17 protein-coding genes and 2 pseudogenes are annotated in these 23,248 nt (G+C 58.2%); 12 read left to right on the top strand and 7 right to left on the bottom strand.

Annotated features, from left to right (window positions below; genetic code table 11):
- Nucleotides 1-29: 29 nt before the first annotated feature.
- Nucleotides 30-1,318: pseudogene (gene hemL, locus ITX55_RS07660) on the bottom strand (glutamate-1-semialdehyde 2,1-aminomutase).
- Nucleotides 1,319-1,492: 174 nt separating this feature from the next.
- On the opposite strand from hemL, the gene clcA reads away from it, so the two are divergent.
- Nucleotides 1,493-2,932, top strand: coding sequence for a H(+)/Cl(-) exchange transporter ClcA (gene clcA / locus ITX55_RS07665; RefSeq protein WP_033641864.1), 1,440 nt, complete (start codon nt 1,493-1,495; stop codon nt 2,930-2,932).
- Nucleotides 2,933-3,021: 89 nt separating this feature from the next.
- Complete coding sequence (gene erpA, locus ITX55_RS07670) at nt 3,022-3,366, top strand: iron-sulfur cluster insertion protein ErpA (RefSeq protein WP_033641865.1); 345 nt, start codon at nt 3,022-3,024, stop codon at nt 3,364-3,366.
- A gap of 56 nt (nt 3,367-3,422) precedes the next feature.
- Here the strand turns inward: erpA and ITX55_RS07675 are convergent, their stop codons facing one another.
- From ITX55_RS07675 to mtnN, 4 genes are all read right to left on the bottom strand, one after another.
- The gene (locus ITX55_RS07675) at nt 3,423-3,671 is read right to left on the bottom strand and encodes a hypothetical protein (RefSeq protein ID WP_108680175.1); all 249 of its coding nucleotides are present in this window, start codon (nt 3,669-3,671) and stop codon (nt 3,423-3,425) included.
- Between the two features lie 186 nt (nt 3,672-3,857).
- Nucleotides 3,858-4,472, bottom strand: a complete 615-nt coding sequence (locus tag ITX55_RS07680) for a TRIC cation channel family protein (RefSeq protein WP_033641866.1) — start codon at nt 4,470-4,472, stop codon at nt 3,858-3,860.
- Nucleotides 4,472-5,278: a vitamin B12 ABC transporter substrate-binding protein BtuF gene (gene btuF, locus ITX55_RS07685; RefSeq protein WP_046688235.1), complete on the bottom strand. Its 807-nt coding sequence runs from the start codon at nt 5,276-5,278 to the stop codon at nt 4,472-4,474. The genes ITX55_RS07680 and btuF overlap by 1 nt, the downstream gene beginning before the upstream one ends.
- Before the next feature lies 1 nt (nt 5,279).
- Nucleotides 5,280-5,981, bottom strand: coding sequence for a 5'-methylthioadenosine/S-adenosylhomocysteine nucleosidase (mtnN, locus tag ITX55_RS07690; protein WP_019455094.1), 702 nt, complete (start codon nt 5,979-5,981; stop codon nt 5,280-5,282).
- A gap of 129 nt (nt 5,982-6,110) precedes the next feature.
- Between mtnN and dgt the strand changes: the two genes are divergently transcribed.
- Together dgt and degP are read left to right on the top strand one after the other, a co-directional pair.
- The gene (gene dgt / locus ITX55_RS07695; protein WP_099785551.1) at nt 6,111-7,628 is read left to right on the top strand and encodes a dGTPase; all 1,518 of its coding nucleotides are present in this window, start codon (nt 6,111-6,113) and stop codon (nt 7,626-7,628) included.
- A 181-nt stretch (nt 7,629-7,809) separates the two neighbouring features.
- A complete protein-coding gene (gene degP / locus ITX55_RS07700; RefSeq protein ID WP_033651660.1) occupies nt 7,810-9,252 on the top strand; it encodes a serine endoprotease DegP in 1,443 nt (480 codons plus the stop codon).
- A 68-nt stretch (nt 9,253-9,320) separates the two neighbouring features.
- Here degP and barA read toward each other — a convergent pair whose 3' ends face one another.
- The gene (barA, locus tag ITX55_RS07705; protein WP_197666581.1) at nt 9,321-12,047 is read right to left on the bottom strand and encodes a two-component sensor histidine kinase BarA; all 2,727 of its coding nucleotides are present in this window, start codon (nt 12,045-12,047) and stop codon (nt 9,321-9,323) included.
- A gap of 66 nt (nt 12,048-12,113) precedes the next feature.
- Here barA and rlmD point away from each other — a divergent pair, with 66 nt between their 5' ends.
- The 3 genes and pseudogenes from rlmD to mazG all read left to right on the top strand — a co-directional run bounded on the left by rlmD (nt 12,114) and on the right by mazG (nt 16,597).
- Nucleotides 12,114-13,463 (top strand): 23S rRNA (uracil(1939)-C(5))-methyltransferase RlmD, encoded by a 1,350-nt coding sequence (gene rlmD, locus ITX55_RS07710; protein ID WP_197756097.1) that lies wholly within the window; start codon nt 12,114-12,116, stop codon nt 13,461-13,463.
- A gap of 9 nt (nt 13,464-13,472) precedes the next feature.
- Nucleotides 13,473-15,703 (top strand): annotated as a pseudogene (gene relA, locus ITX55_RS07715) (GTP diphosphokinase).
- A 99-nt stretch (nt 15,704-15,802) separates the two neighbouring features.
- Nucleotides 15,803-16,597 (top strand): nucleoside triphosphate pyrophosphohydrolase, encoded by a 795-nt coding sequence (gene mazG, locus ITX55_RS07720; RefSeq protein ID WP_033651657.1) that lies wholly within the window; start codon nt 15,803-15,805, stop codon nt 16,595-16,597.
- Between the two features lie 99 nt (nt 16,598-16,696).
- Here mazG and ITX55_RS07725 read toward each other — a convergent pair whose 3' ends face one another.
- Nucleotides 16,697-17,257 (bottom strand): recombinase family protein, encoded by a 561-nt coding sequence (locus ITX55_RS07725; RefSeq protein WP_072626743.1) that lies wholly within the window; start codon nt 17,255-17,257, stop codon nt 16,697-16,699.
- 277 nt (nt 17,258-17,534) lie between these two features.
- Here ITX55_RS07725 and xyeA point away from each other — a divergent pair, with 277 nt between their 5' ends.
- The 5 genes from xyeA to ITX55_RS07750 all read left to right on the top strand — a co-directional run bounded on the left by xyeA (nt 17,535) and on the right by ITX55_RS07750 (nt 23,143).
- Nucleotides 17,535-17,690: a XyeA family cyclophane-containing RiPP triceptide gene (gene xyeA, locus ITX55_RS07730; protein WP_071891933.1), complete on the top strand. Its 156-nt coding sequence runs from the start codon at nt 17,535-17,537 to the stop codon at nt 17,688-17,690.
- Nucleotides 17,691-17,755: 65 nt separating this feature from the next.
- Entirely contained in the window at nt 17,756-18,934 is a 1,179-nt protein-coding gene (gene xyeB / locus ITX55_RS07735) for a cyclophane-forming radical SAM/SPASM peptide maturase XyeB (protein ID WP_108680176.1), read from the top strand.
- Entirely contained in the window at nt 18,931-19,794 is an 864-nt protein-coding gene (locus ITX55_RS07740) for a hypothetical protein (RefSeq protein WP_108680177.1), read from the top strand. The genes xyeB and ITX55_RS07740 overlap by 4 nt, the downstream gene beginning before the upstream one ends.
- Nucleotides 19,795-19,798: 4 nt before the next feature.
- Nucleotides 19,799-21,016 (top strand): HlyD family secretion protein, encoded by a 1,218-nt coding sequence (locus ITX55_RS07745; RefSeq protein ID WP_108680178.1) that lies wholly within the window; start codon nt 19,799-19,801, stop codon nt 21,014-21,016.
- A 3-nt stretch (nt 21,017-21,019) separates the two neighbouring features.
- On the top strand, nt 21,020-23,143 hold the full coding sequence (locus ITX55_RS07750; protein ID WP_108680179.1) for a peptidase domain-containing ABC transporter: 2,124 nt from the start codon (nt 21,020-21,022) through the stop codon (nt 23,141-23,143).
- Nucleotides 23,144-23,248: the final 105 nt, after the last annotated feature.

Here is a 23,248-nt window from a genome sequence, read left to right on the forward strand (position 1 = left end):
CCCGTTTCTTTTTGGCCATCCGGCCGGGATTACAGCTTGGCGAAGCAGCGACGCGCGGCGTCATGGTGCGCTGGATGTCTTCCTTGCTGTGCGCCACGGACATGAAACCCGCTTCGAAGGCGGACGGCGCGAGATACACCCCCTCTTCCAGCATCAGGTGGAAGAAGCGCTTGAAGCGTTCCACGTCGCACTGCATCACGTCCTGGTAGCAGGTGACCGCCGGCGCGTCGGTGAAGAACAGGCCGAACATGCCGCCGACGTTGTTGACCACCAACGGAATATTCTCTTCCTGCGCCGCGTGCAGCAGGCCAGCGGCCAGCATCTCGGTCAGTTCGGTCAGCGTCTGATGCACGCCGACCTGCGACACTTCGGTCAGGCAAGCGTAGCCCGCCGCCATGGCGATCGGGTTGCCGGACAGGGTGCCCGCCTGGTAGACCGGGCCGGTCGGCGCCAGCGCGTCCATCACCTCGCGACGGCCGCCGAAGGCGCCCACCGGCATGCCGCCGCCGATGATTTTGCCAAGGCAGGTCAGATCCGGCTCGACGCCGTAATAGGATTGTGCGCCGGCCAGCGCGACGCGGAAGCCGGTCATCACTTCGTCGATGATCAAGAGCGCGCCGTACTTGTCGCACAGGGCGCGCAGGCCCGGCAGGAATTCCGGCAGCGGCGGCACGCAGTTCATGTTGCCGGCGACCGGCTCGACGATGATACAGGCGATCTCGGACGGGTACTGTTCGAAGGCGGCGCGCACCGAATCCAGATCGTTATAGGTGCAGGTCAGGGTGTGTTTGGCGAAGTCGGCCGGCACGCCCGGTGAGTTCGGCTGGCCGAGGGTCAGCGCGCCGGAGCCGGCTTTCACCAGCAGGCAGTCGGCGTGGCCGTGGTAGCAGCCTTCGAACTTGATGATTTTATCGCGGTTGGTGTAGCCGCGCGCCAGGCGGATGGCGCTCATGGTGGCTTCGGTGCCCGAATTCACCATGCGCACCATATCCATCGTCGGCACCAGCTCGGTGACCAGCTGCGCCATTTTGACTTCCATCTCGGTCGGCGCGCCGAAGCTCAGGCCGCGCTGCGCCGCTTCGATCACCGCGTCGCGGATCGCCGGGTGGTTATGCCCCAGCACCATCGGCCCCCAGGAACCGACATAGTCGATATAGGCCTTGCCGTCGGCATCGAACAGGTAAGCCCCGTCTGCGCGCTCGATAAACAGCGGCACACCGCCCACGCCGGTGAATGCACGCACCGGAGAGTTTACCCCGCCGGGGATCAACTGTTGCGCCTGGGCGTACAGACTTTCGGACTTGCTGTGTAGGCTCATAAATCGGCTCCTGGATTCTCTTTTGAATGATTTGACCGCGCTATTCTAGAGGAGAGCGCCGCGTTATGAAACGATCACAGTCAGATACCATTAACGGCAGCGCCCGCCGCCGGGTTGGGGTAGAATTATCGCCCTGCCTATTTGTATTACAAATTACCTGACGAATCACTCGCGATGACAGAATCACAATCACAGCCAGTCGGGACGTTGAGCCCGCGTCTTAGCCGCAGCGATGCGGTGCGCCAGTTTATCCGCCGCGACAAAACGCCGGTGGCGATCCTGTTGATGGCCGCGCTGGTGGGGACGCTGGCCGGTTTGCTCGGCGTGGCCTTCGATAAAGCGGTGGAGTGGGTGCAGCAGCAGCGGCTGGCTTCGCTGGCGCAGGTCGCCGACTTCTGGATCCTGGTGTGGCCGCTGGCGTTTATCTTGTCCGCGGCGCTGGCGGCGCTGGGTTATTACCTGGTGCGGCGCTTTGCGCCTGAGGCGGGCGGTTCGGGCATTCCGGAGATCGAAGGCGCGCTGGAGGAGCTGCGGCCGGTGCGCTGGTGGCGTGTGATACCGGTGAAATTCATCGGCGGCATGGGAACGCTGGGGGCGGGCATGGTGCTGGGGCGCGAAGGGCCTACGGTACAGATGGGCGGCAACGTCGGGCGCATGGTCTTGGACGTGCTGCGCATTCGCGGCGCCGAGGCGCGCCATTCGCTGCTGGCGACCGGGGCCGCCGCCGGGCTGTCCGCCGCGTTCAACGCGCCGCTGGCCGGCATTCTGTTTATCATCGAAGAGATGCGGCCGCAGTTTCGCTACAACCTGATCTCGATTAAAGCGGTGTTTATCGGCGTTATCATGTCGAGCGTGGTGTTCCAGCTGTTCAACGGCCAAGGCTCGGTGATCGCGGTCGGCAAACTCGCCTCGGCGCCCATCAACACCTTGTGGCTCTATCTGGTGCTGGGCGCGATATTCGGCGCGGTGGGCGTGGGATTCAACGCGCTGATCTTTCGCACTCAGGACATGTTCGCGCGCCTGCACGGCGGCAGAATGCGCAATGTGCTGCTGATGGGCGGGCTGCTCGGCGGCGTGTGCGGCATTCTGGGGCTGATCCAGCCGGAGGCGGCGGGCGGCGGCTTTGGGCTGATCCCGATCGCCGCGGCGGGCAATTACAGCGTCGGCATGTTGATGTTCATTTTCATTACCCGCATCTTCACCACGCTGCTGTGCTTCGGTTCCGGCGCGCCGGGCGGCATCTTTGCGCCGATGCTGGCGCTGGGCACGCTGTTCGGCACCGCCTTCGGGCTGGCGGGGGCGCATTTGTTCCCGCAGTACGGCATCGAGGCGGGCACTTTCGCCATCGCCGGCATGGGGGCGTTGTTCGCCGCCACGGTGCGCGCCCCGCTGACCGGTATCGTGTTGGTGCTGGAAATGACCGACAACTACCAGCTGATTTTACCGATGATCATCACCTGCCTCGGCGCTACGGTGGTGGCGCAGCTGCTCGGCGGCAAGCCGCTGTATTCGTCGATCCTGGCGCGCACCCTGCAACGGCAGGAGGCGCAGTTGGCGCGGGAAGCGGCGGAGAAAACAAGTAAAGAAAATACAACAAATGCGGTGAATACTTGAACGCAACACTCAGGTATCGGATAATCGTTAATATTAATCAGGCAGCCTTGGTCGCGATCTGATGCTGAACAATGTTGGGAGTAAAGAGTATGAGTGATGAAACGGCACTGCCCCTGCAATTTACCGAGGCAGCAGCAAACAAGGTCAAGTACCTGATTGCTGACGAAGAAAATCCGAACCTGAAGTTGCGGGTTTACATTACCGGCGGCGGCTGCAGCGGATTCCAGTACGGTTTCACTTTTGACGACAAGGTCAACGATGGCGACATGACCATCGAGAAGCAGGGCGTGGCGCTGGTGGTCGATCCGATGAGCCTGCAGTATCTGGTTGGCGGTTCGGTGGACTACACCGAAGGGCTGGAAGGATCGCGCTTCGTGGTGACCAACCCTAATGCCAAAACCACCTGCGGTTGCGGTTCGTCGTTCAGCATCTGAGTTTGCCTGTCAGAATATCAACCCGCTCGCTTTCCGGCCGGCGGGTTTTTTTATGCCTACCATTCCACGAGGATCACTGCCACGCCGTTCTCCTGGGCCGGTGGGCTGTGGATGATATTCGGCTGTGCTGTCGCGTGGCTGCATTCGGCCCGTGGGGCGGCGGCTTCGAGGCGCACGGTGCATTGCGGTTCAATAGTCAGGGTAATGCCGATCTGGCCGCTGACGGCATCGGCATAGGCGGCTCCACTCAGCAGGGAGCCACAGCAGGCAAGCAGAATTTTTTTCATCATTGCGGGAATAGCCATCCGTAAGCCATCTTGTGATGACTTATCGGCAAAAAGTTAAAAAGTTTTAACAGCGCGGGGAAGGAATTAACCTGAGGGTTACAGAACTTTACATCGTCACTACGCTATTTTCTGGACGAAAATAATACCACCAAACCCGTTTATAGTCTAATAAATCACCAGGCCGCCGCCCCGCAGGGCGGCGGCTCAGCGTTCGAGAATAAAGGCGGGAAGCTTGAGGTGCCAGCGGATGGCCGCCAGCCGAATGGCCAGCGTGATGACCATGCCCAGCATCATGGCCTGTTGCAGCGGCATGTTGAAGGTGTAAAACGCCGTGGCGTGCGCGATGCCACCGATGATGCAGGCAGTGGCGTAAATTTCGGTGCGCAGGATCATCGGGATCTCGCGCGCCAGCACGTCGCGGATAATGCCGCCGCCGACGCCGGTGATCACCCCCATGCAGATCGCCACCAGCGGGCCGGTACCGGCCGCGAAAGCCTTGTTGACGCCGATGCCGACGAACACCGCCAGCCCGACGGCATCGAGCACCGGCAGCACCCATTTCGGCAGGCGGCGCGGCTGGCGCACCAGCAGCAGCGTCAATACGCAGGTGATCATCGCCACCACCAGATCGGTGGGATCCTTGACCCAGAACACCGGGCCGTTGGCCAGCGCCATATCGCGGATGGTGCCGCCGCCGACCGCGGTAACCACGCCCAACACCAACACGCCGAACGGATCCATGCGCAGTTTGCCGGCCAGCAGTACGCCGGAGACGGCGAACACCGCCGTACCGAGAATATCCAACCAGAACACCAGCATCAGCGGATCTCCGCCAGCTGGCGGCACAGTTGCTGCGCCGCCAACAGCAGCCGCGGCCCGCCGCGATTGAACCAGTCTTCATTCAGCGCGATCACCGGCACCTGCAGCTGCGGCGCCCAGAAGGCTTTCACATTGGCGGCCTCTTTCGCGCCGCCGGTGATGACGATGGCCTGGGGTTGGCGCGCCAGCACCTGCTCGCGGCTGATCTGCGGCCAAGGCGTGCGGCTGTCGGCGAAGACGTTCTGCGCGCCGCACAGCGCCAACACCTGGCTCTGCAGCGTGGCGCCGGAGCTGGTGAACAGCGGCTGGGTGCCGAACTGCAGCAACACGCGTCGCGGAGGATTATCGGCGTACTGTTGTCTGAGAGCAGCGAACTGACGGCGAAGGCCGGCGGCGGCCTGATGCGCCTGGTCCGGGTGCGGGCTGTATTGCGCCAGCTTATCCAGCAAGCCGGCGATCCCTTCGAGATTATCGGCGTCCGCATAGAAGATCGGGATGCCGAATGCGGCGAGCTGATCCAGCACGCGCTGCGGATTGCCGCCGCGCCAGGCGAGGATCAGATCCGGCTTGAGCGCCAGCACCCGCTCCAGATTGATGCCCTGCCAGGAGGCCACCTGCTCCAGCCTGGCGGCCTGCGGCGGATAATCGGAATAGGCGCTCGCCGCCACCAGCACCTCGCCCATGCCGGCGGCATAGGCGAGTTCGGTGGCGTTGGGCGCCAGGCTGATCACTCGCTGGGCGGCCCCGGCCGGCAGGGCCAGCCAGAACGCCAGCAGCCAGAGCGCCGAGGTGAAGCGCAGCCTCACATCAACCGCGCTTGGCCAGGGTTTGCAGCATGGCGTTGACCATCAGCGTAGACTGCTTGGCCGCTACCACCAGGAACTCATCAAAGCTCATGTGCGACTCGCTGTCGGCGACGTCGGAAATGGCGCGCACCACCACGAACGGCGTGCCGAACAGATGGCAGACGTGGGCGATCGCCGCGGCTTCCATTTCCACGGCGGCGACGCGCGGGAAGGTGGCGCGGATGCGCGCCAGCGGCTCGGCGCCGTTGATGAAGGCGTCACCGCTGCAGATCAGGCCGCGCACCGCGTGCAGATCCAGCTGTTTGATGCAGCTTTCCGCCAGCGCGATCAGTGCGTCGTCGGCGACGAACGCCGCCGGGCAGCCGGCCATCTGGCCCGGCTCGTAGCCGAAGGCGGTGACGTCGGCGTCGTGGTAGCGCACTTCTTCGGACACCACGATGTCGCCCACGCGCAGCGTGCTGGCCAGGCCGCCGGCGGAGCCGGTATTGATCACCACGTCCGGGCTGCAGTGCTCCAGCAGCAGGGTGGTGCCCATGGCTGCGGAGACTTTGCCGATGCCGGATTTCAGCAGGGCCACTTCAACGCCGCCGATCTGGCCGGTGTAGATTTCGCAGCCCGCGCGCTGGATGGTTTGACGGTTTTCGATTTGATCGCGCAGCAGGGTGACTTCCTGCTCCATTGCGCCGATGATGCCTACTTTCATAAATAACACTCGCTGATTGGCCGTGAGAATTGCGGCATAGTCTATCATGGCTGTGTATCAGAGATAATGCGTTGCATCCGCCGCCGGGAATTGTTATCACGGGGGCAGGGCGCAACGGCGGAGAAACAGATGTCCGGGATCGACTTCAAGCAAAAAATCAGCTTCCAACGGCCTTTCAGCAAACCGATCGAGGCCGAGGAAGAGTACGACATCGTGCGGCAGTTCGAGAGCGATCGCGGGCGCATCGTCAACTCGGCCGCCATTCGCCGTTTGCAGCAAAAAACCCAGGTGTTTCCGCTGGAGCGCAACGCGGCGGTGCGCAGCCGCCTGACGCACTCGATGGAGGTGCAGCAGGTCGGGCGCCATATCGCCAAAGAGATCCTCAACCGCTTCAAACAGGCGGGTAAGATCGATGAATTCGGCCTGACCCGGCTACTCGATCCGTTTGAGAGCATCGTGGAAATGGCCTGTCTGATGCACGATATCGGCAATCCGCCGTTCGGTCACTTCGGCGAGTCGGCGATCAACGACTGGTTCGCCCAGCGGCTCGATCCTGCCAGCTGCGGCAGCGAGCCGGGCAGTCACGATCGCTGCCAGGTCGCGTCGCTGCGGCTGCATGAAGGGGAGAGCGATCTGAACCGGCTGCGCAGCCGGATCCGTCAGGATCTCAGCCATTTCGAGGGCAACGCCCAGGCGATCCGCATGGTGTACAGCCTGCTGAAACTCAATCTGACCTACGCGCAGGTCGGCTGCATTTTGAAATACACCCGCCCGGCTTATTGGGCGGGCGACATCCCCGCCAGCCACAGCTATTTGATGAAAAAGCCCGGCTATTATCTGGCGGAAGAAGCCTTTGTCGATAGGCTGCGGCGCGAGCTGCACATGGGCGAGTTCGATCGTTTTCCGCTGACCTACATCATGGAGGCCGCCGACGATATCTCGTACTGCGTGGCCGATCTGGAAGATGCGGTGGAGAAGAGCATTTTCACCGTCGAGCAGCTGTATCAGCACCTGATTCAGGAGTGGGGCGAGGTGGTGCCGGGCGATCTGTTCGACAAGACCGTCGCCAGCGCGTTTCGCAAGATCGACCGCGGCGGCGCGCGGCGCAGCGCGGAAGATCAGTTCTTCATGTATCTGCGGGTGTTTACCGTGGCGCGGCTGGTGCCGCACGCGGCGCAGCGCTTTATCGACAATCTTGACGCGGTTTATCAGGGCAGTTTCAATCAGGCGCTGCTGGAAGATTCCAGCCCGGCCTATCAGCTGCTGAAAATATTTAAAAATGTGGCGTTCAAGCACGTGTTCAACCACCCGGAGGTCGAGCAGCTCGAGCTGCAAGGCTACCGGGTGATCAGCGGCCTGCTGGACATTTACAGCCCGCTGCTGGCGATGTCGCTGGCGGACTTCAGCCGGTTGGTGCGCGAGGACAGCCATCGCGCTTACCCGATCGAAACGCGCCTGTTCCACAAGCTGTCCACCAAGCATCGGCTGGCTTATGTGGAAGCGGTAGAAGGGCTGCAGCATTTATCGCCGGAGCAGCAAACCATTCGGGAATATTATTTCCGCGCGCGTTTATTGCAGGACTATATCAGCGGAATGACCGACCTTTATGCCTATGATGAATATCGTCGATTAATGGCGGCGGAATAATTAAGCGGAGGAATAATTATCAGCAATTCCAACCGGTTGGCTGTCTCGAGTTTTGTAAAGACGAACAATATTTGTTTACTATTGCCAATCATCTGTGCCGGAACTTCGGGCTATTAATTAACTCTGAATAAGCACGCAAGACAGCCATTCTTTTTTGAACGACTTTATAAGAGACACACAGATGAAAAAAACCGCATTAGTTCTGAGCGCACTGGCATTCAGCATCGGTATGGCGATGGGCCCGGTTACGGCCAGCGCCGCTGAAACCGCGTCTTCCAGCACCCAGCAGTTGCCGAGCCTGGCGCCGATGCTGGAGAAGGTGATGCCTTCCGTCGTGAGCATTAACGTTGAGGGCAGCACCACGGTCAATACGCCGCGCATGCCGCAACAGTTCCAACAGTTCTTCGGTGAAGATTCGCCGTTCTGCCAGGACGGTTCACCGTTCCAGGGCTCGCCGATGTGTCAGGGCGCTGAACAGCCCGGACCGGATGGCCAGCAGCCGCAGGGCACGCAGCAGAAATTCCAGGCGCTGGGCGCTGGGGTGGTTATCGATGCCGCCAAGGGCTATGTGGTGACCAACAATCACGTGGTGGACAACGCCAACAAGATCCAGGTGCAGCTGAGCGACGGCCGCCGTTTCGACGCCAAAGTGATCGGCAAGGATCCGCGTTCCGACATCGCCCTGATCCAGCTGAAAGACTTCAAGAACCTGACGGCGATCAAGATGGCGGACTCCGATCAGCTGCGCGTCGGCGATTACACCGTGGCGATCGGCAACCCGTACGGGCTGGGTGAAACCGCTACCTCGGGCATCGTGTCCGCCCTGGGGCGCAGCGGCCTGAACATCGAAAACTACGAAAACTTTATCCAGACCGATGCGGCAATCAACCGCGGCAACTCCGGCGGCGCGCTGGTTAACCTGAACGGCGAGCTGATCGGCATCAACACCGCGATCCTGGCGCCGGACGGCGGCAACATCGGCATCGGCTTCGCCATTCCGAGCAATATGGTGAAAAACCTGACGGCGCAAATGGTCGAGTATGGCCAGGTGAAACGCGGCGAGCTGGGCATCATGGGCACCGAGCTGAACTCGGAGCTGGCCAAGGCGATGAAGGTCGACGCGCAGCGCGGTGCCTTCGTCAGCCAGGTAATGCCGAAATCTTCCGCCGCGAAGGCGGGCATCAAGGCCGGTGACGTGATCGTCACTATGAACGGCAAGGCCATCTCCAGCTTCGCCTCGTTCCGGGCAGAGATCGGCACGTTGCCGGTCGGCAGCAAGATGTCGCTGGGCATTATTCGCGACGGCAAGCCGGTAACGATTGACGTCACGCTGGAGCAAAGCGCGCAGACCCAGGTGGCCTCGGGCAATATCTACACCGGCATTGAAGGCGCCGAGCTGAGCAATACCCAGGTCGGCAACGTGAAAGGCGTTAAGGTCGACAGCGTGAAAGCCGGCAGCGCCGCCGCACGCATCGGCCTGAAAAAGGGCGACGTGATCCTGGGCGTGAACCAACAGCCGATCCAGAACCTGGGCGAGCTGCGTAAAATCCTCGACAGCAAACCGTCGGTGCTGGCGTTGAATATTCAGCGCGGCGATAGCCAGCTGTACCTGCTGGCGCAGTGATAAACGTCAGGCGCTAAAAGCAACAAAGGCACGCTACGGCGTGCCTTTTTGCATTATGGCCTGAGGATTCAGGCCGGTTGCGCCAGATGCGCGCGCGCCGCGTGGATCACCAGTTCAATCTCATCCAACAGCTCCAGCCACTCCGGCTCCAGCTCGTCGTTGGTGATGCCCTGGCGCAGCTGCCGCTCGAGGTAGAAACACAGCTGCTTGAGGCGCGGCACGCCGCTGTAGCTGCAGCTGCCGTGCAGCTTATGGACCAGGTCGAGGATCTCGTCGTCGTGTTGCCCCTCGAGCAGCGCCTGCACCCGTTCGCGCACCTGCGGCAGGAAATCGAGCAGCATTTGCAACAGATCGCGCGCCAGATCCGGTTTATTGGCCGCCTGGCGCAGCGCCAGCGGCCAGTCGAGCGACAGTGGGGCATCGTCGGCGACGGCGCTTTCCACGTCGCCGCTGTGGTAGCGCGACAGCACGCGGGTCAGCATTTTCTCGTCGATCGGCTTGGCCAGGTAGTCGTCCATCCCCGCCTGCAGCAGATGCTCGCGTTCGCCGCTGGCGGCATGGGCAGTGACGGCGACGATCGGCGTGGAGTTGTGGTGCGGCAGTTGGCGGATCAGTTCGCTGGCGTGAATGCCGTCCATCTTCGGCATTTGAATGTCCATCAGGATCAGATCCAGCACGTTGTTGCGCGCCAGCGCCAGCGCTTCCTCACCGCTCTCGCACAGCAGCGTTTTTTCCACCTGTTCGCCCAGCAGCGTGCCGATCAGCTTCAGGTTGGCCGGGTTGTCGTCGACCGCCATCACCGTCAGCGGCAGACGTTTGCGCTCAGGCGGGGCGGCGAGCCGATCGGGCGTTTCCATTCTCAGCAGCGGGAACAGACGCGTGCTGGTGATAGGCTTGATCAGGCAGCCGAGCGCGCCTTGTTGCTTAAGCAGCTCGGCGTCGATCTGCGCCTGGCACGGCAGCGCCAGAATGACCCGATCGGCCAGCTTCAGCGAGGCCAACAATTTGTCCTGATGCTGCGCCATGTTGTCGCGGAACGGGATCGGCACGCCGGCCAGCAGGAAATCGTAATGGCCTGACGGCAGCTGGCCCAGCGTCGGCGAGTGGGTGATCACCAGCTGCGTGACGCTAAGCATGTTGAGCGTCGCCTGTGCCGCCGTCGGGTTGGACTCGATGTAGGCGAGCGTTTTGCCGTTCAGATCCGGCAGGTTCGGCGCCAGCGACAGCATGCCCTCGTTCAGATCCAGCGTGATGTGGAACCAGAAGGTCGAGCCGCGATTCAGCTGGCTGTGGAAGCAGATGTCGCCGCCCATTTCCTTCACCAGCTTTTGCGTGATCACCAACCCCAGCCCGGTGCCGCCGTGGCGGCGGGAGATGCTGGCGTCCGCCTGACGGAACGCCTGGAACAGCTGCGACTGCTGGCGTTCGGAGATGCCGATGCCGGTGTCGTGGATCTGCACTTCCACTTCCACCCGGCGCTCCAGCTGTTTGCGCAGCTCGACGCGAATGTCGATATTGCCGGTTTCGGTGAACTTGATGGCATTGCCCAGCAGGTTGGTGATGATTTGCTGCAGGCGCAGCGAGTCGCCGATCACCTGCTCCGGCACGTCGTTGTGCACATCCAGCGTCAGCTCCAACCCTTTGTCGTGGGCGCTGGGGGCCAGCAGCACCACCACTTCGTCCAGCGTTTCGCGCAGGGCGAACGGAATATGCTCCAGCACCAGCTTGCCGGCCTCCAGCTTGGAGAAGTCCAGCACGTCATTGATGATGGTCAGCAGGTTGTTGGCCGAGCGCTCGATGGTCTGCAAATAGTCGGTTTGGGTCGCGCTCAGATCGGTTTTCAGCATCTGGCGGGTAAAACCGATCACGCCGTTGAGCGGGGTACGCAGCTCGTGCGACATGTTGGCCAGGAATTCGGACTTGATGCGCGCCGCCTCCTGCGCGCGTTTTTTCGCCAGATCCAGTTCGACGTTCTGGATCTCCATCTGCTCCAGCGTTTCACGCAGGTCAGACGTGGCCTGATCGATGTTCTGCTGCATCTCTTCGTGATAGGCGGTGAGCGACATCGCCATCGAGTTGATGCCGTTCTTCAGCATGTGCAGCTCGCCGAGCATGTAGCCCTCCACGCGGCTGTCGAGCTGGCCGCGGCGGATGCGATCGACGGTGTTCACCATGTTGCGGATCGGACCGGTCACGTCGCGCATCAGGCGGTAAGCGAACAGGATGGCGATGCACATGCACAGCAGCAACAGCAGGGTAGAGACAAAGACCTCTTTATACTGCTGCAGCCGCACCGACTGCAGATCCAGCTCGATCGCCACATAGCCCAGGTTGTTGTCGGGATGGCTGCCGCCGTCGGCGGTTTCATCCGGATACTGGCTTTCCGACAGGATCGGCGTGCGCAGGATCAGCGAATCGCCGCGCCGGGTGAGCATCAGATCGGTGGGCAACGGCACGCCTTTCGGCAGCTGCAGCTGAGCGAAGTTGTGATGATAATTGGAGGTGACGAACAAATTGTTCTGCGCATCGAACACGGTGATCGAACGCACGATGTCCGAATGGCGGCGGTGCAGCAGGCTGACCAGTTGCCTGACCGATTCGCGGCTGCGGAACGTCATGCCGTACTCGCTGGCTACCGCCAGCGGCTCGATGATGCTGGCGCCGGCGTCGACCAATTGCTCCTGCAGCTCGTTATAGCGGTGCACCACGAAGAAGGTGCTGAGCAGCAAACCAATCAGCAAGGTCGGGGCCAGAATCAGGATCATCATGCGCGCACGCAGGCTGTATTTGGTCATGGGATTCCAATGTGGGAGAATTGACAGCTGACACTAGCTTAATGAACCAGCACACAATCGACAAATATGGCGCAATTCTACTCTCCCAAACGCCGCGTGACGACCCGGCAGAGCTCACAAATCTTCACCGTGACGGTGAGCGATCTCGATCCTTTCGGCCAGGGCGTGGCGCGCCACGACGGCAAAGCGGTGTTCGTGCCGGGCGTATTGCCGGGCGAGCAGGCGGAAATCCAGCTGACCGAAGACAAGCGCCAGTTCGCCAAAGGCAAGCTCAAGCGCCTGCTGAGCCGCAGCCCGCAGCGGGTGGAGCCGCGCTGCCCGCATTTCGGCGTGTGCGGCGGCTGCCAGCAACAACATGCGGATGAGGCGCTGCAACAGCAGAGCAAGGCGGCGGCGCTGGTGCGCATGATCGCCCGCGAAACCGGAGTAACCCCGCAACAGGAACCGGTGCTCGCCGGCCCGGAATACGGCTATCGCCGCCGCGCCCGCCTGAGCCTGGCGTGGCAGCCGAAGCTGCAGCGCCTGATGATGGGGTTTCGACAGGCGGCCTCCAGCGAGCTGGTGGCGGTGGAGCACTGCCCGGTGCTGCACCCGGAGCTGGAACAGCTGCTGGCGCCAGTGCGCGCCTGCCTGAGCGGGCTGCAGGCGGTGCGGCGGCTGGGGCATGTGGAGCTGGTGCTGGCGGATAACGGCCCGCTGCTGGTGCTGCGCCATCTCGATGCCCTGAAAGAGGCGGATCGCCAGGCGCTGTTGGCGTTTGGCGAGCGGGAAAAGGTCGCCGTTTATCTGGCGCCGGACAGCGATCGGGTGGAAAAACTGTGCGGTGAAACGCCGTATTATCAGGTTGACGGGCTACGCTTAGACTTCAGTCCGCGCGACTTTATTCAGGTCAATGACGCCGTAAACCAACAAATGGTGGCGCAGGCCCTTGAATGGCTCGACATTCAACCCAATGATCGGGTGCTGGACCTGTTCTGCGGCATGGGGAATTTCACCCTGCCGCTGGCGCGCCGCGCCGCTGCGGTGGTGGGCATCGAAGGTGTTGCCACGCTGGTAGCGAATGGGCAATATAATGCACATAAGAATAAGCTGAATAATGCGTCGTTCTTCCATGAGAATCTGGAGGACGACGTTGAGCGGCAACCTTGGGCAGCACAAGGGTTTGATAAGGTGATGCTGGATCCCGCCCGCGCCGGTGCGGCCGGGGTGATGTCACACATTGTAAAACTGGCGCCGGCGCGGGTGGTGTATGTTTCCTGTAACCCCACCACGCTGGCTCGCGACAGCAACGTGCTGTTGAACGCCGGTTATCGTCTTGCGCGCGTGCGGATGTTGGATATGTTTCCGCACACGGGGCATCTTGAATCAATGGCGCTGTTTATCAACGAGCGCGCGCCAGAGGTCGCTGCAAAGTAGGGAGAAGTTATGGTTGCGGTAAGAAGTGCACATCTGAATACGGCGGGTGAGTTCGCTCTCGATGAGTGGATCGCCGGCTTGGGGCTACCCAACCCGCAGTCATGTGAGCGATTGGCCGCAACCTGGCGTTATTGTGAGCAGCAGACCCAAAACCATCCCGACGCCTCGCTGCTGTTGTGGCGCGGCCTGGAGATGGTGGAAATCCTCTCGACGCTGAGCATGGACAACGACAGCATGCGCGCCGCGCTGCTGTTTCCGCTGGTGGATGCCGGCATTGTGCAGGAAGAGATCCTGACGGAAACGTTCGGCAAGGGTATCGTCGCCCTGGTGCATGGCGTGCGGGACATGGACGCCATTCGCCAACTGAAAGCCACCCAAAACGATTCGATGGCCTCCGAACAGGTCGACAACGTGCGCCGCATGCTGCTGGCGATGGTGGAGGATTTCCGCTGCGTCGTCATCAAGCTGGCGGAGCGCATCGCCCACCTGCGCGAGGTGAAAGACGCGCCGGAAGACGAACGCGTGCTGGCGGCGAAAGAGTGTTCCAACATCTATGCGCCGTTGGCTAACCGGCTCGGCATCGGCCAGCTGAAGTGGGAGCTGGAGGATTTCTGCTTCCGCTACCTGCACCCGGAAGAATACAAGCGCATCGCCAAGCTGTTGCATGAGCGCCGCATCGATCGCGAACAGTTCATCGACGATTTCGTCGCCGGGCTGCGCGACGAGATGGCCAAAGAAGGCATTCGGGTGGAGATCTACGCCGGCCGAAACACATCTACAGCATCTGGCGCAAGATGCAGAAAAAGCACCTGGCGTTCGACGAACTGTTCGACGTGCGCGCGGTGCGCATCGTGGCGGAGCGTCTGCAGGATTGCTATGCGGCATTGGGCATCGTGCATACCCACTTCCGCCATCTGCCGGATGAGTTCGACGACTACGTCGCCAACCCCAAACCCAACGGCTACCAGTCGATCCACACCGTGGTGCTGGGGCCGCGCGGCAAAACCGTCGAGATTCAGATCCGCACCCGGCAAATGCACGAAGACGCCGAACTGGGGGTGGCCGCGCACTGGAAGTACAAAGAGGGCGCGGGCGTGACCGTGCGCTCCGGCTACGAAGAGCGCATCGCCTGGCTGCGTAAGCTCATCGCCTGGCAGGAAGAGATGGCGGACTCCGGCGAAATGCTCGACGAAGTGCGCAGCCAGGTGTTCGACGATCGGGTCTATGTCTTTACCCCGAAAGGCGACGTGGTGGATCTGCCGGCCGGCTCCACGCCGCTCGATTTCGCTTACCACATTCACAGCGACGTCGGTCACCGCTGCATCGGCGCCAAGATCGGCGGCCGCATCGTGCCGTTTACCTATCAGCTGAAGATGGGCGATCAGATTGAGATCATCACCCAGAAACAGCCGAACCCGAGCCGCGACTGGCTGAACCCGAACCTGGGCTACGTGACCACCAGCCGCGGGCGCTCGAAGATCCACAACTGGTTCCGCAAGCAGGATCGCGACAAGAACATTCTTGCCGGCCGCCAGATGCTGGACAACGAACTGGAACACCTCGGCATCAGCCTGAAAGAGGCCGAGAAGCTGCTGATCCCGCGCTACAACATGAACTCGCTGGACGAGGTGCTGGCGGCGATCGGCGGCGGGGACATTCGCCTGAACCAGATGGTGAATTACCTGCAGGGCAAGTTCAACAAGCCGAGCGCCGAAGAGCAGGATCGCGAGGCGCTGCGCCAGCTGGTGCAGCAGAAAGCGCCGCCGCCGGCCCGCAACAAGGATAACGGCCGCGTGGTGGTGGAGGGCGTGGGCAACCTGATGCACCACATCGCCCGCTGCTGCCAGCCGATCCCGGGCGACGACATCGTCGGCTTTATCACCCAGGGGCGCGGCATCTCGATCCACCGTGCGGACTGCGATCAGCTGGCCGATTTGCAATCGCATGCGCCGGAGCGCATCGTCGATGCGGTGTGGGGAGAAAGCTACTCCAGCGGTTATTCGCTGGTGGTGCGCGTGATGGCCAACGATCGCAGCGGGCTGCTGCGCGATATCACCACCATTCTGGCCAACGAAAAGGTCAACGTGCTGGGCGTCGCCAGCCGCAGCGATACCAAGAAGCAGTTGGCCACCATCGATATGGACATCGAAATTTATAACCAGCAGGTGCTGGGCCGGGTGCTGGCGAAGCTGAACCAGCTGCCGGACGTGATAGACGCCAAGCGTCTGCACGGTAACTAACTCCTGCGCCTTTCGGGCCGCATCCGAGGTCGATGCGGCCCGAACTCCATCAGTTCCGGCGGACATGTCCGTGCGCCCCCATTTTCTCAGAGATTTTTTATGACCCAATCCACTTCGTTGCAGCGCCTGCTGAACATCATGAAAACGCTGCGCGACCCGCAGAACGGTTGCTCATGGGACCGTAAGCAAACCTTCGCCACCATCGCGCCCTACACGCTGGAAGAGACTTACGAAGTGCTGGACGCCATCGAACGGCAGGACTACGCCGATCTGCGCGACGAACTGGGCGACTTGCTGTTCCAGGTGGTGTTCTACGCCCAGATGGGGCAGGAACAGGGGCTGTTCGATTTTGATGAGGTGTGTACCGCCATCAGCGACAAGCTGGAGCGCCGTCATCCGCACATCTTCGGCGACGCCGAGGGCGGAGACAGCGAAGCCGTGGCGGCGCGCTGGGAGCAGCTCAAGGCCGGCGAGCGCGCCGAAAAAGCGCTGCACTCGGTGCTGGACGACATTCCGCAGGCGTTGCCGGCGTTGATGAAGGCGCACAAGATCCAAAAACGCTGCGCCTCGGTCGGCTTCGACTGGAACACGCTGGGCCCGGTGCTGGACAAAGTGTATGAAGAGATCGACGAAGTGATGCACGAAGCCCGCCAGGCGGTGGTCGATGAGAGCAAGTTGGAAGAGGAGATCGGCGATCTGCTGTTCGCGACGGTGAACCTCTCGCGCCATTTGGGCCACAAGGCCGAGAACGCATTGCAGGCGGCCAACCGCAAGTTCGAACGCCGCTTCCGCGAGGTGGAGGCGATCGTCAAGCAACGCGGGCTACGCTTGGAAGACGCCACGCTGGAGCAGATGGAAGACGCCTGGCAACAGGTGAAGAAATCTGAAATCTGAAGGGATGGTTATGCTCGGCGAGTGAGTTTCTGCATCCGCCGGATCAGAATCAGTCGACACCGTCTTTCTGCGTAGGGATGAGCTTTCGCAGAAGGGCGATTAGCCGCATCTTTTCAGGTATTGGTACAGTGTTTCTCTGCTGATGCCAAACTCGCGGGCAAGCTGCGCTTTCGTCTCGCCGTTTGTCGCGCGTAACCGCAATTCAGCCTGTTGCTCTGAGGACAGCAATTTTTTTCTACCCCGGTAAGCGCCGCGCACTCTGGCCAGCGCGATGCCTTCGCGCTGGCGTTCACGAATTAAAGCTCGTTCGAATTCGGCAAATGCACCCATGACAGACAGCATTAGCTTATCCGCTGATGAATCTTTACCGGTAAACGTTAAACTCTCTTTCACAAACTCAACGGTGACGCCTTTATCGGCCAGTCTGTGGACCTGACGTTGGAGATCACTCAGGTTGCGTGCCAATCTATCCATGCTCTGAACCACCACGGTATCGCCGTTGCGCACTGTCGAGAACAGGGCATCCAGCTCTGGGCGTTGTAGGTCCTTGACTGACGCGTTATCAATGAAAGATTTATCTACCAGCGTTTTTTCCAGTTGCTGTTCGGGACTCAGTTCACAGTGACTAATCCGAATGTAGCCAATACGTTGACCGTTCATACGCCTCCGATGCTGAATATGTCATGAATAATCTATGACTTTAATTTCCTGTGTCAGTAAATAATATTTAAACCTTATTCTGACACTTTTGTTTTCGGCTTTATATTGCGTTAGATGTATAGCTCAATTTTTTGAAATAGTCTTTAAATTATCAACTCAGTAACAGAAAACTTATCCTGTGTAACATTTTTGGTTTTTTCTTCTTTATCTTTAGCAATGTTTAAGTAAAGGTAATTGAGCACATCAATTCCGGTGTGCAATACAAAAGGATTATGTAATGTCTAAATTAGCCAAAGAAATTAGCATGAATAAAGCAGCCGTAACCGTTGCAGCTGATAAAAAAGACGCACGAAAAGCACTGGCTCAATCTATGCTGGATAGCGTTTCTGGCGGTTGGGTCAACGCCTTTGCGCGTTGGTCCAAGAGTTTCTAATTAGTCTTGGTGCAGGGTGGGAAACCACCCTGCATTTCCTCCTTTGTGGAACCGTGGTGCAGGCAATGACGAATAAGAAAAAAATAAAGCATCTTGAAATAATTCTAAAGGTTAGTGAACGATGCAACATTAACTGCACGTATTGCTATGTATTCAACCTGGGTAATGATTTGGCAATAAATTCAAAGCCAATTATTTCTCATAACATCATTAAAAACCTGAGGGGGTTCTTCGAGCGGGCCTGTCAGGAGTATGAAATAGAAACGGTGCAGGTTGATTTTCATGGCGGCGAGCCGTTAATGATGGGGAAAGAGCGTTTCGATAATGCCTGCAAAGAGCTTGTTTCAGGTGATTATCAAGGCGCCAGGCTCAACCTGGCCTGCCAAACAAATGCTATCCTTATTGATAATGAGTGGATTGATATTTTCTCGAAATATAATATCAGCGTGGGTATTTCTATTGATGGTCCTAAGCACATTAACGACAGGCACCGTCTGGATAGAAAGGGCCGCAGCACCTACGAAGGTACGGTAAAAGGGCTGGAGATGCTGCAGGCAGCCTGGAAGGCGGGTCGGCTTATCGATGAACCCGGTATCCTGTGCGTCGCCAATCCCTCGGTAAAAGGTGCTGAGATTTATCGCCATTTTGTTGATGTGCTGAAATGCAAAAAATTTGACTTCCTCATTCCTGATGAAAGCCATGATACGTGTACAGATCCTGACGGACTGTCAGATTTTTATTGCTCAGCGTTGGATGAGTTCTTTTTGGATGCGGATAAAGAGGTGTATGTACGCTACTTCCATACGCACATTCAATCCATGTTGAGTTCAGAATTCAGTCCAGTAATGGGGGTGAGTAAAGCCGGAAGCGACACTCTCGCTTTCACGGTGAGCTCCGATGGCGATCTGTATGTGGATGATACGCTCAGAACGACTAATGACGCTATATTTACGCCTATTGGCAATGTTCAGGATTTAATGCTGTCAGGCACGTTGGCTTCATGGCAGATGAAAAAGTATATGGCGGTGAATAATCAGCTTCCTATCGTTTGCGCTGATTGCGTATGGCAAAAAGTTTGCGGCGGTGGTCGCCATATTCAACGCTATTCCTCAGGCGATGATTTCAACCGTGAAACCGTGTTCTGTCCGTCGATAAGAAAGATTATGAGCCGCGCGGCTTCGCATTTGATTGAATCGGGTGTGAGTGAAGATATAATCATGAAAAACCTAGAGGTTAACTCATGATCAAACGACTATCCTTATTGGCATTCTTTTTTTCCGGCATTAGCATGGCAGATCCACCCACTGATTTTGGGCGTTTGCGGTATGATGAACGTGGATTGCCGCTAATTGATGTGCGGATTGATAACCGCCTTCATACCTTAATGCTGGATACCGGCAGCGGGGAGGGGATGCATCTTTATAAACACGATCTTGACAACTTGGTGGCTAATCCGAGTCTGGAAGTGTCGAAACAAGCGCCTCGTCGGTTGATGGATGTTTCCGGTGGAGAAAATAATGTCTCCGCCTGGAAAATTAGCCGGTTATTTATTTCAAATATTCCTTTCGATAATGTTGAAACGGTCAGTTTCAAACCATGGGGATTAAGCATCGGCGGTGATGTCCCCGTGAATGAAGTTATGGGATTGGGGCTTTTTCGAGAGCGCCGGGTGCTGATGGATTTTAAAAACGATCGGTTGCAACTGTTGGCCGATTTGCCTTCTGACATAAAGAAATGGGCATCTTACCCTATTGAACCCACTGCCTCTGGGCTACGCGTTATCGCCTCTGCAGGCGATACGTCTTTACATCTGATTGTCGATACGGCGGCCAGCCATTCTCTGTTGTTTTCCGACCGTTTGCCGCCAGGCCTCCTGTTTTCTGGCTGTCGCGACATTGAACCTGAAGCATCAAACCTGGATTGCAGGGTGACAAAAATCGCTTTTACGGATCGTGAAGGGACGACTCGTGATGATCTGGCCGTTGTCACCCTTGGCGCAACGCCTCAGGAGCTGGATTTCGACGGCTTGTTGGGAATGAAGTTCATGCGGGGACATCAGGTGATCATCGATATGCCTGAGCGTCTGCTCTATATCAGCCGTTAGCGCGATGGACAAAGAAAACTCTCTTTTCCGCCCGGAGGCGTTGCAGCATAAAAAAAATGCCTGGCTGGGCGATTTTACCGTGTCGGCGCCATCAGTGTTGCCAATTGCCTTATGGAGTGCCGCTGCTGTTTTGCTGGTGGCTATTCTCCTGTTATTTACCACCTATGCCAAAAGGGTCCCTGTCACCGGGCGAGTGATCTATACCCCCTCCGCAGCGGAGGCGGTATTCAATCATGAAGGCATCATCGGCCGCATCGAAGTCCGCCAGGGAGAAAGGGTGAAAAAAGGTGATGTTATCGCAACGTTTTCACGCGACGTCGCCTATGCGGGGGGAGGAATGAATCAGGCGTTGCAAGATGCGGCTCAGCGCCAACTCACTGAATTGCAAAAGCGTGCGGGAGAACGGCGTAAAGAGGGGGAGGAAGAACGCCTGCGTTTGCGTGAGAAAGTCGGCGCCAAAGAACGGGAAATGGTGGCGATTCAAGCCGCGGCGGTGGCTGAGTCGGAGCGTGTCGCCGGTTTGAAGAAGCGCATGGAGCTTTATCAACAGCTGTTACAGAAAGGTATTACGACCGTACAAGAGAAAATTGAGCGCGAGAACGAATATCATAACTCTATTGCACAGCTGAATACGCATCGAATCAATATCGCGCGGGTGAAAGGAGAGCTGCTGCAATTTGTGGATGAGCTGGCTCGCTCAGAATCACAAGAAAAACAGTCCATTACCGACATTCAGCAGCAGAAGGTTACGCTGCAACAACAGGTGATCAATGCCTCTGCGGTCGTGGAGTCTCGGGTTGTGGCTCCGCTAGATGGCGTCGTCGCTTCAATGAGCATTTTGGAAGGACAGAGAGTGGCTGCGGGAGCCATTGCTGCGGTAGTGGTGCCGGAAAACGCGCGTCCGTTCGTTGAAATGTGGATCCCACCCTCCGCGTTGCAGGAAGTGAAAACGGGTCAGCATGTGTTCATGCGCGTTGCATCATTACCGTGGGAGTGGTTTGGGAAAGTGTCCGGTACGGTCGCCGCTATCAGCGCGAGTCCAGAGGCTTTATCGGGAAATAATCGGCGTTTTCGCGTCTTGATAACGCCCGATGTGGACACGCGTGCGCTTCCGGTGGGCGTGGACGTTGAAGCTGATATTTTGACGACGCATAGGCGCATCTGGGAGTGGCTTTTTTTGCCATTAAAACAAAGTATTAATCGCATGACGGTTGAGAGTTGAGACATGTTTTTTTCCTGGCAAAAAACGCCGCTGGTCCTACAGTCGGAGATGAATGAGTGCGGTCTGGCCTGTTTGGCCATGGTGGCCGGCTATTTCGGCAAACGTATCGATCTTGCTTCGGCGCGCACTCTCCACGGAGTAAGCAGCCATGGGATGACGCTGCGAGATCTCATTACTGCGTTTGAGCGGGTGGGAATGACGGCTCGCGCTTCACGCGTAGAGCTTGATGAACTGCGCTCTCTCAGCCGCCCTGCGATTCTTCACTGGTCATTCAACCATTTTGTGGTTCTGGTGAAAGTGACGCGTCGAGGCGCCGTGATCCTTGATCCTGCCATTGGCCGGCGCAGCATCTCTTTGCGCGAACTTTCCGATAAGTTTACCGGCATTTTGATGGAGGCCTGGCCTGCAGAGACCTTCGACAAAAAGCCACTGGAAAGGAATGTTACGGTATCCGATCTCTTCCGTGGCGTACGGGGGTTAAGACGCATTTTTACCGGTGTTCTGATGCTTTCGGTTTTGGTGGAGCTGCTCTCAATTGCTGTGCCTGCCGCTTCACAATTTACTATTGATACGCTGGTGCGTTCATCTGATCGTGAAGGGATATTTTTTGTTGGCATTGTGGTCATTTCAGCATTGCTGATTAAGTCCGCCTTTTCCGTGGTGCGCGCTTGGATTTTGATGAACCTTCGCTATACGCTCGGCGTCAAATGGGCCGAAATGTTCTTTAATCGGCTTATCAGGCTCACGCTGTCATTTTTTGAAAAGCGCCATACTGGTGACATTGCGTCGCGCTTCCAGTCGTTGACCGCCATTCAGGAAGCGTTCACGGCCGATATGGTCGCCTCCCTCCTGGACGCGATTGTGATTGTCATTTCAATGGCTATTATTTTTAGTTATTCACCAGTACTCGCTATCGGTCCCCTGATCGCCGCCTGTGTCTATGCTGCCTTAAAAGTGGGCCTTTTCTCCACATACCGCAATCGTAAAATCGAACATATCGCCTTCGAAGCGGTGCAATCTTCCCATTTCCTTGAGACCGTTAGAGCGATAGGGGCGATCAAAATGTTGAATTTGACGCCGGTTCGCCGTCGCGAATGGGTCAACCATGTGGTCAATAGCACACATGCAGGTAACCAACTGTTTAAACTAGATTTACTGACCAACACGGCGGCTGTACTGCTTGTGGGTTTTTCCGGGATTTACGTGCTCAGCGTCGGCGCCATAGGATTCGATAAAGGCATTACGACTGGAGCCTTGTTGGCTGTGATGCTTTATGCCGATATGGTGATGACCCGCACGGTGAAGTTAGTCAATGCGGTTTCAGACTTCTGTCTGGTATCCATGCACAGTCAGCGTCTGACGGACGTAGCTGTTTCGCCTGTGGAAAGGGATGAGGGGGAGCATGTGTCGCTACAGCTGAATGGGCATATCGTAATCCGCAACTTGGCGTTCCGCCATTCCCACACCGAGCGCAATATCTTCGAGGGGATCAATCTTGAGGTTATGCCGGGGGAAAACGTCGCGATTGTCGGGCCGTCCGGGTGTGGGAAGTCAACCTTCCTCCATGTGCTGGCGGGGCTGTACGAATCTACTGAAGGGGATGTTTTCATCAATAACGTGGGGCTGTCCGGCATGAGCAAACGGGACATTCGTGAACATGTCGCTTTTGTCATGCAGGATGACAAACTCTTGGCCGGAACCATACAGCAGAATATTACCGGTTTTACCGCATCCCCCGATGTGGAACGTATGGCTGAATGTGCCAACCATGCCGCCATTGATGAGGAAATCAGCGCATTCCCACAGGGATATGATTCGATGATCGGTGATATTGGCAGCACGCTTTCTGGCGGGCAACGCCAGCGTATATCCATCGCCAGAGCGCTGTATCGGCAACCTCGCGTGCTGTTGCTTGATGAGGCAACCAGCGATCTCGATATTGATAACGAGAAAAAGATCACTCGCGCCATCGGACAACTGCCAATAACACGCATTTTTGTTGCTCATCGCCCGGAAATGATCAAATCAGCGGATAGGGTTTTTAATCTTCATTTGAATACTTGGGTAAAGCAGGAAAAACGGGTGGCCGCTACAATGTTGATCGACGACAAGGTTCACTCAGGCTGAAACGGTTAAGCTTACGGTCAGGTCACAGGCGCAGGGCTGCCGTCGGCAGCAAAAGGCCAACAAACTGAAATCTAAGGTGTTTTATCGCTCGAGAGGGGCGGTAAA

Source organism: Serratia sp. EWG9 (assembly GCF_019913725.1).
In the GTDB taxonomy this organism is placed as follows: domain Bacteria; phylum Pseudomonadota; class Gammaproteobacteria; order Enterobacterales; family Enterobacteriaceae; genus Serratia; species Serratia ureilytica.

Coding starts and splice junctions, on each gene's coding strand:
- clcA (WP_033641864.1), top strand. CDS start 1,493: ATGACAGAATCACAATCACAGCCAGTCGGGACGTTGAGCCCGCGTCTT.
- erpA (WP_033641865.1), top strand. CDS start 3,022: ATGAGTGATGAAACGGCACTGCCCCTGCAATTTACCGAGGCAGCAGCA.
- ITX55_RS07675 (WP_108680175.1), bottom strand. CDS start 3,671: ATGGCTATTCCCGCAATGATGAAAAAAATTCTGCTTGCCTGCTGTGGC.
- ITX55_RS07680 (WP_033641866.1), bottom strand. CDS start 4,472: ATGCTGGTGTTCTGGTTGGATATTCTCGGTACGGCGGTGTTCGCCGTC.
- mtnN (WP_019455094.1), bottom strand. CDS start 5,981: ATGAAAGTAGGCATCATCGGCGCAATGGAGCAGGAAGTCACCCTGCTG.
- dgt (WP_099785551.1), top strand. CDS start 6,111: ATGTCCGGGATCGACTTCAAGCAAAAAATCAGCTTCCAACGGCCTTTC.
- degP (WP_033651660.1), top strand. CDS start 7,810: ATGAAAAAAACCGCATTAGTTCTGAGCGCACTGGCATTCAGCATCGGT.
- barA (WP_197666581.1), bottom strand. CDS start 12,047: ATGACCAAATACAGCCTGCGTGCGCGCATGATGATCCTGATTCTGGCC.
- rlmD (WP_197756097.1), top strand. CDS start 12,114: ATGGCGCAATTCTACTCTCCCAAACGCCGCGTGACGACCCGGCAGAGC.
- mazG (WP_033651657.1), top strand. CDS start 15,803: ATGACCCAATCCACTTCGTTGCAGCGCCTGCTGAACATCATGAAAACG.
- ITX55_RS07725 (WP_072626743.1), bottom strand. CDS start 17,257: ATGAACGGTCAACGTATTGGCTACATTCGGATTAGTCACTGTGAACTG.
- xyeA (WP_071891933.1), top strand. CDS start 17,535: ATGTCTAAATTAGCCAAAGAAATTAGCATGAATAAAGCAGCCGTAACC.
- xyeB (WP_108680176.1), top strand. CDS start 17,756: ATGACGAATAAGAAAAAAATAAAGCATCTTGAAATAATTCTAAAGGTT.
- ITX55_RS07740 (WP_108680177.1), top strand. CDS start 18,931: ATGATCAAACGACTATCCTTATTGGCATTCTTTTTTTCCGGCATTAGC.
- ITX55_RS07745 (WP_108680178.1), top strand. CDS start 19,799: ATGGACAAAGAAAACTCTCTTTTCCGCCCGGAGGCGTTGCAGCATAAA.
- ITX55_RS07750 (WP_108680179.1), top strand. CDS start 21,020: ATGTTTTTTTCCTGGCAAAAAACGCCGCTGGTCCTACAGTCGGAGATG.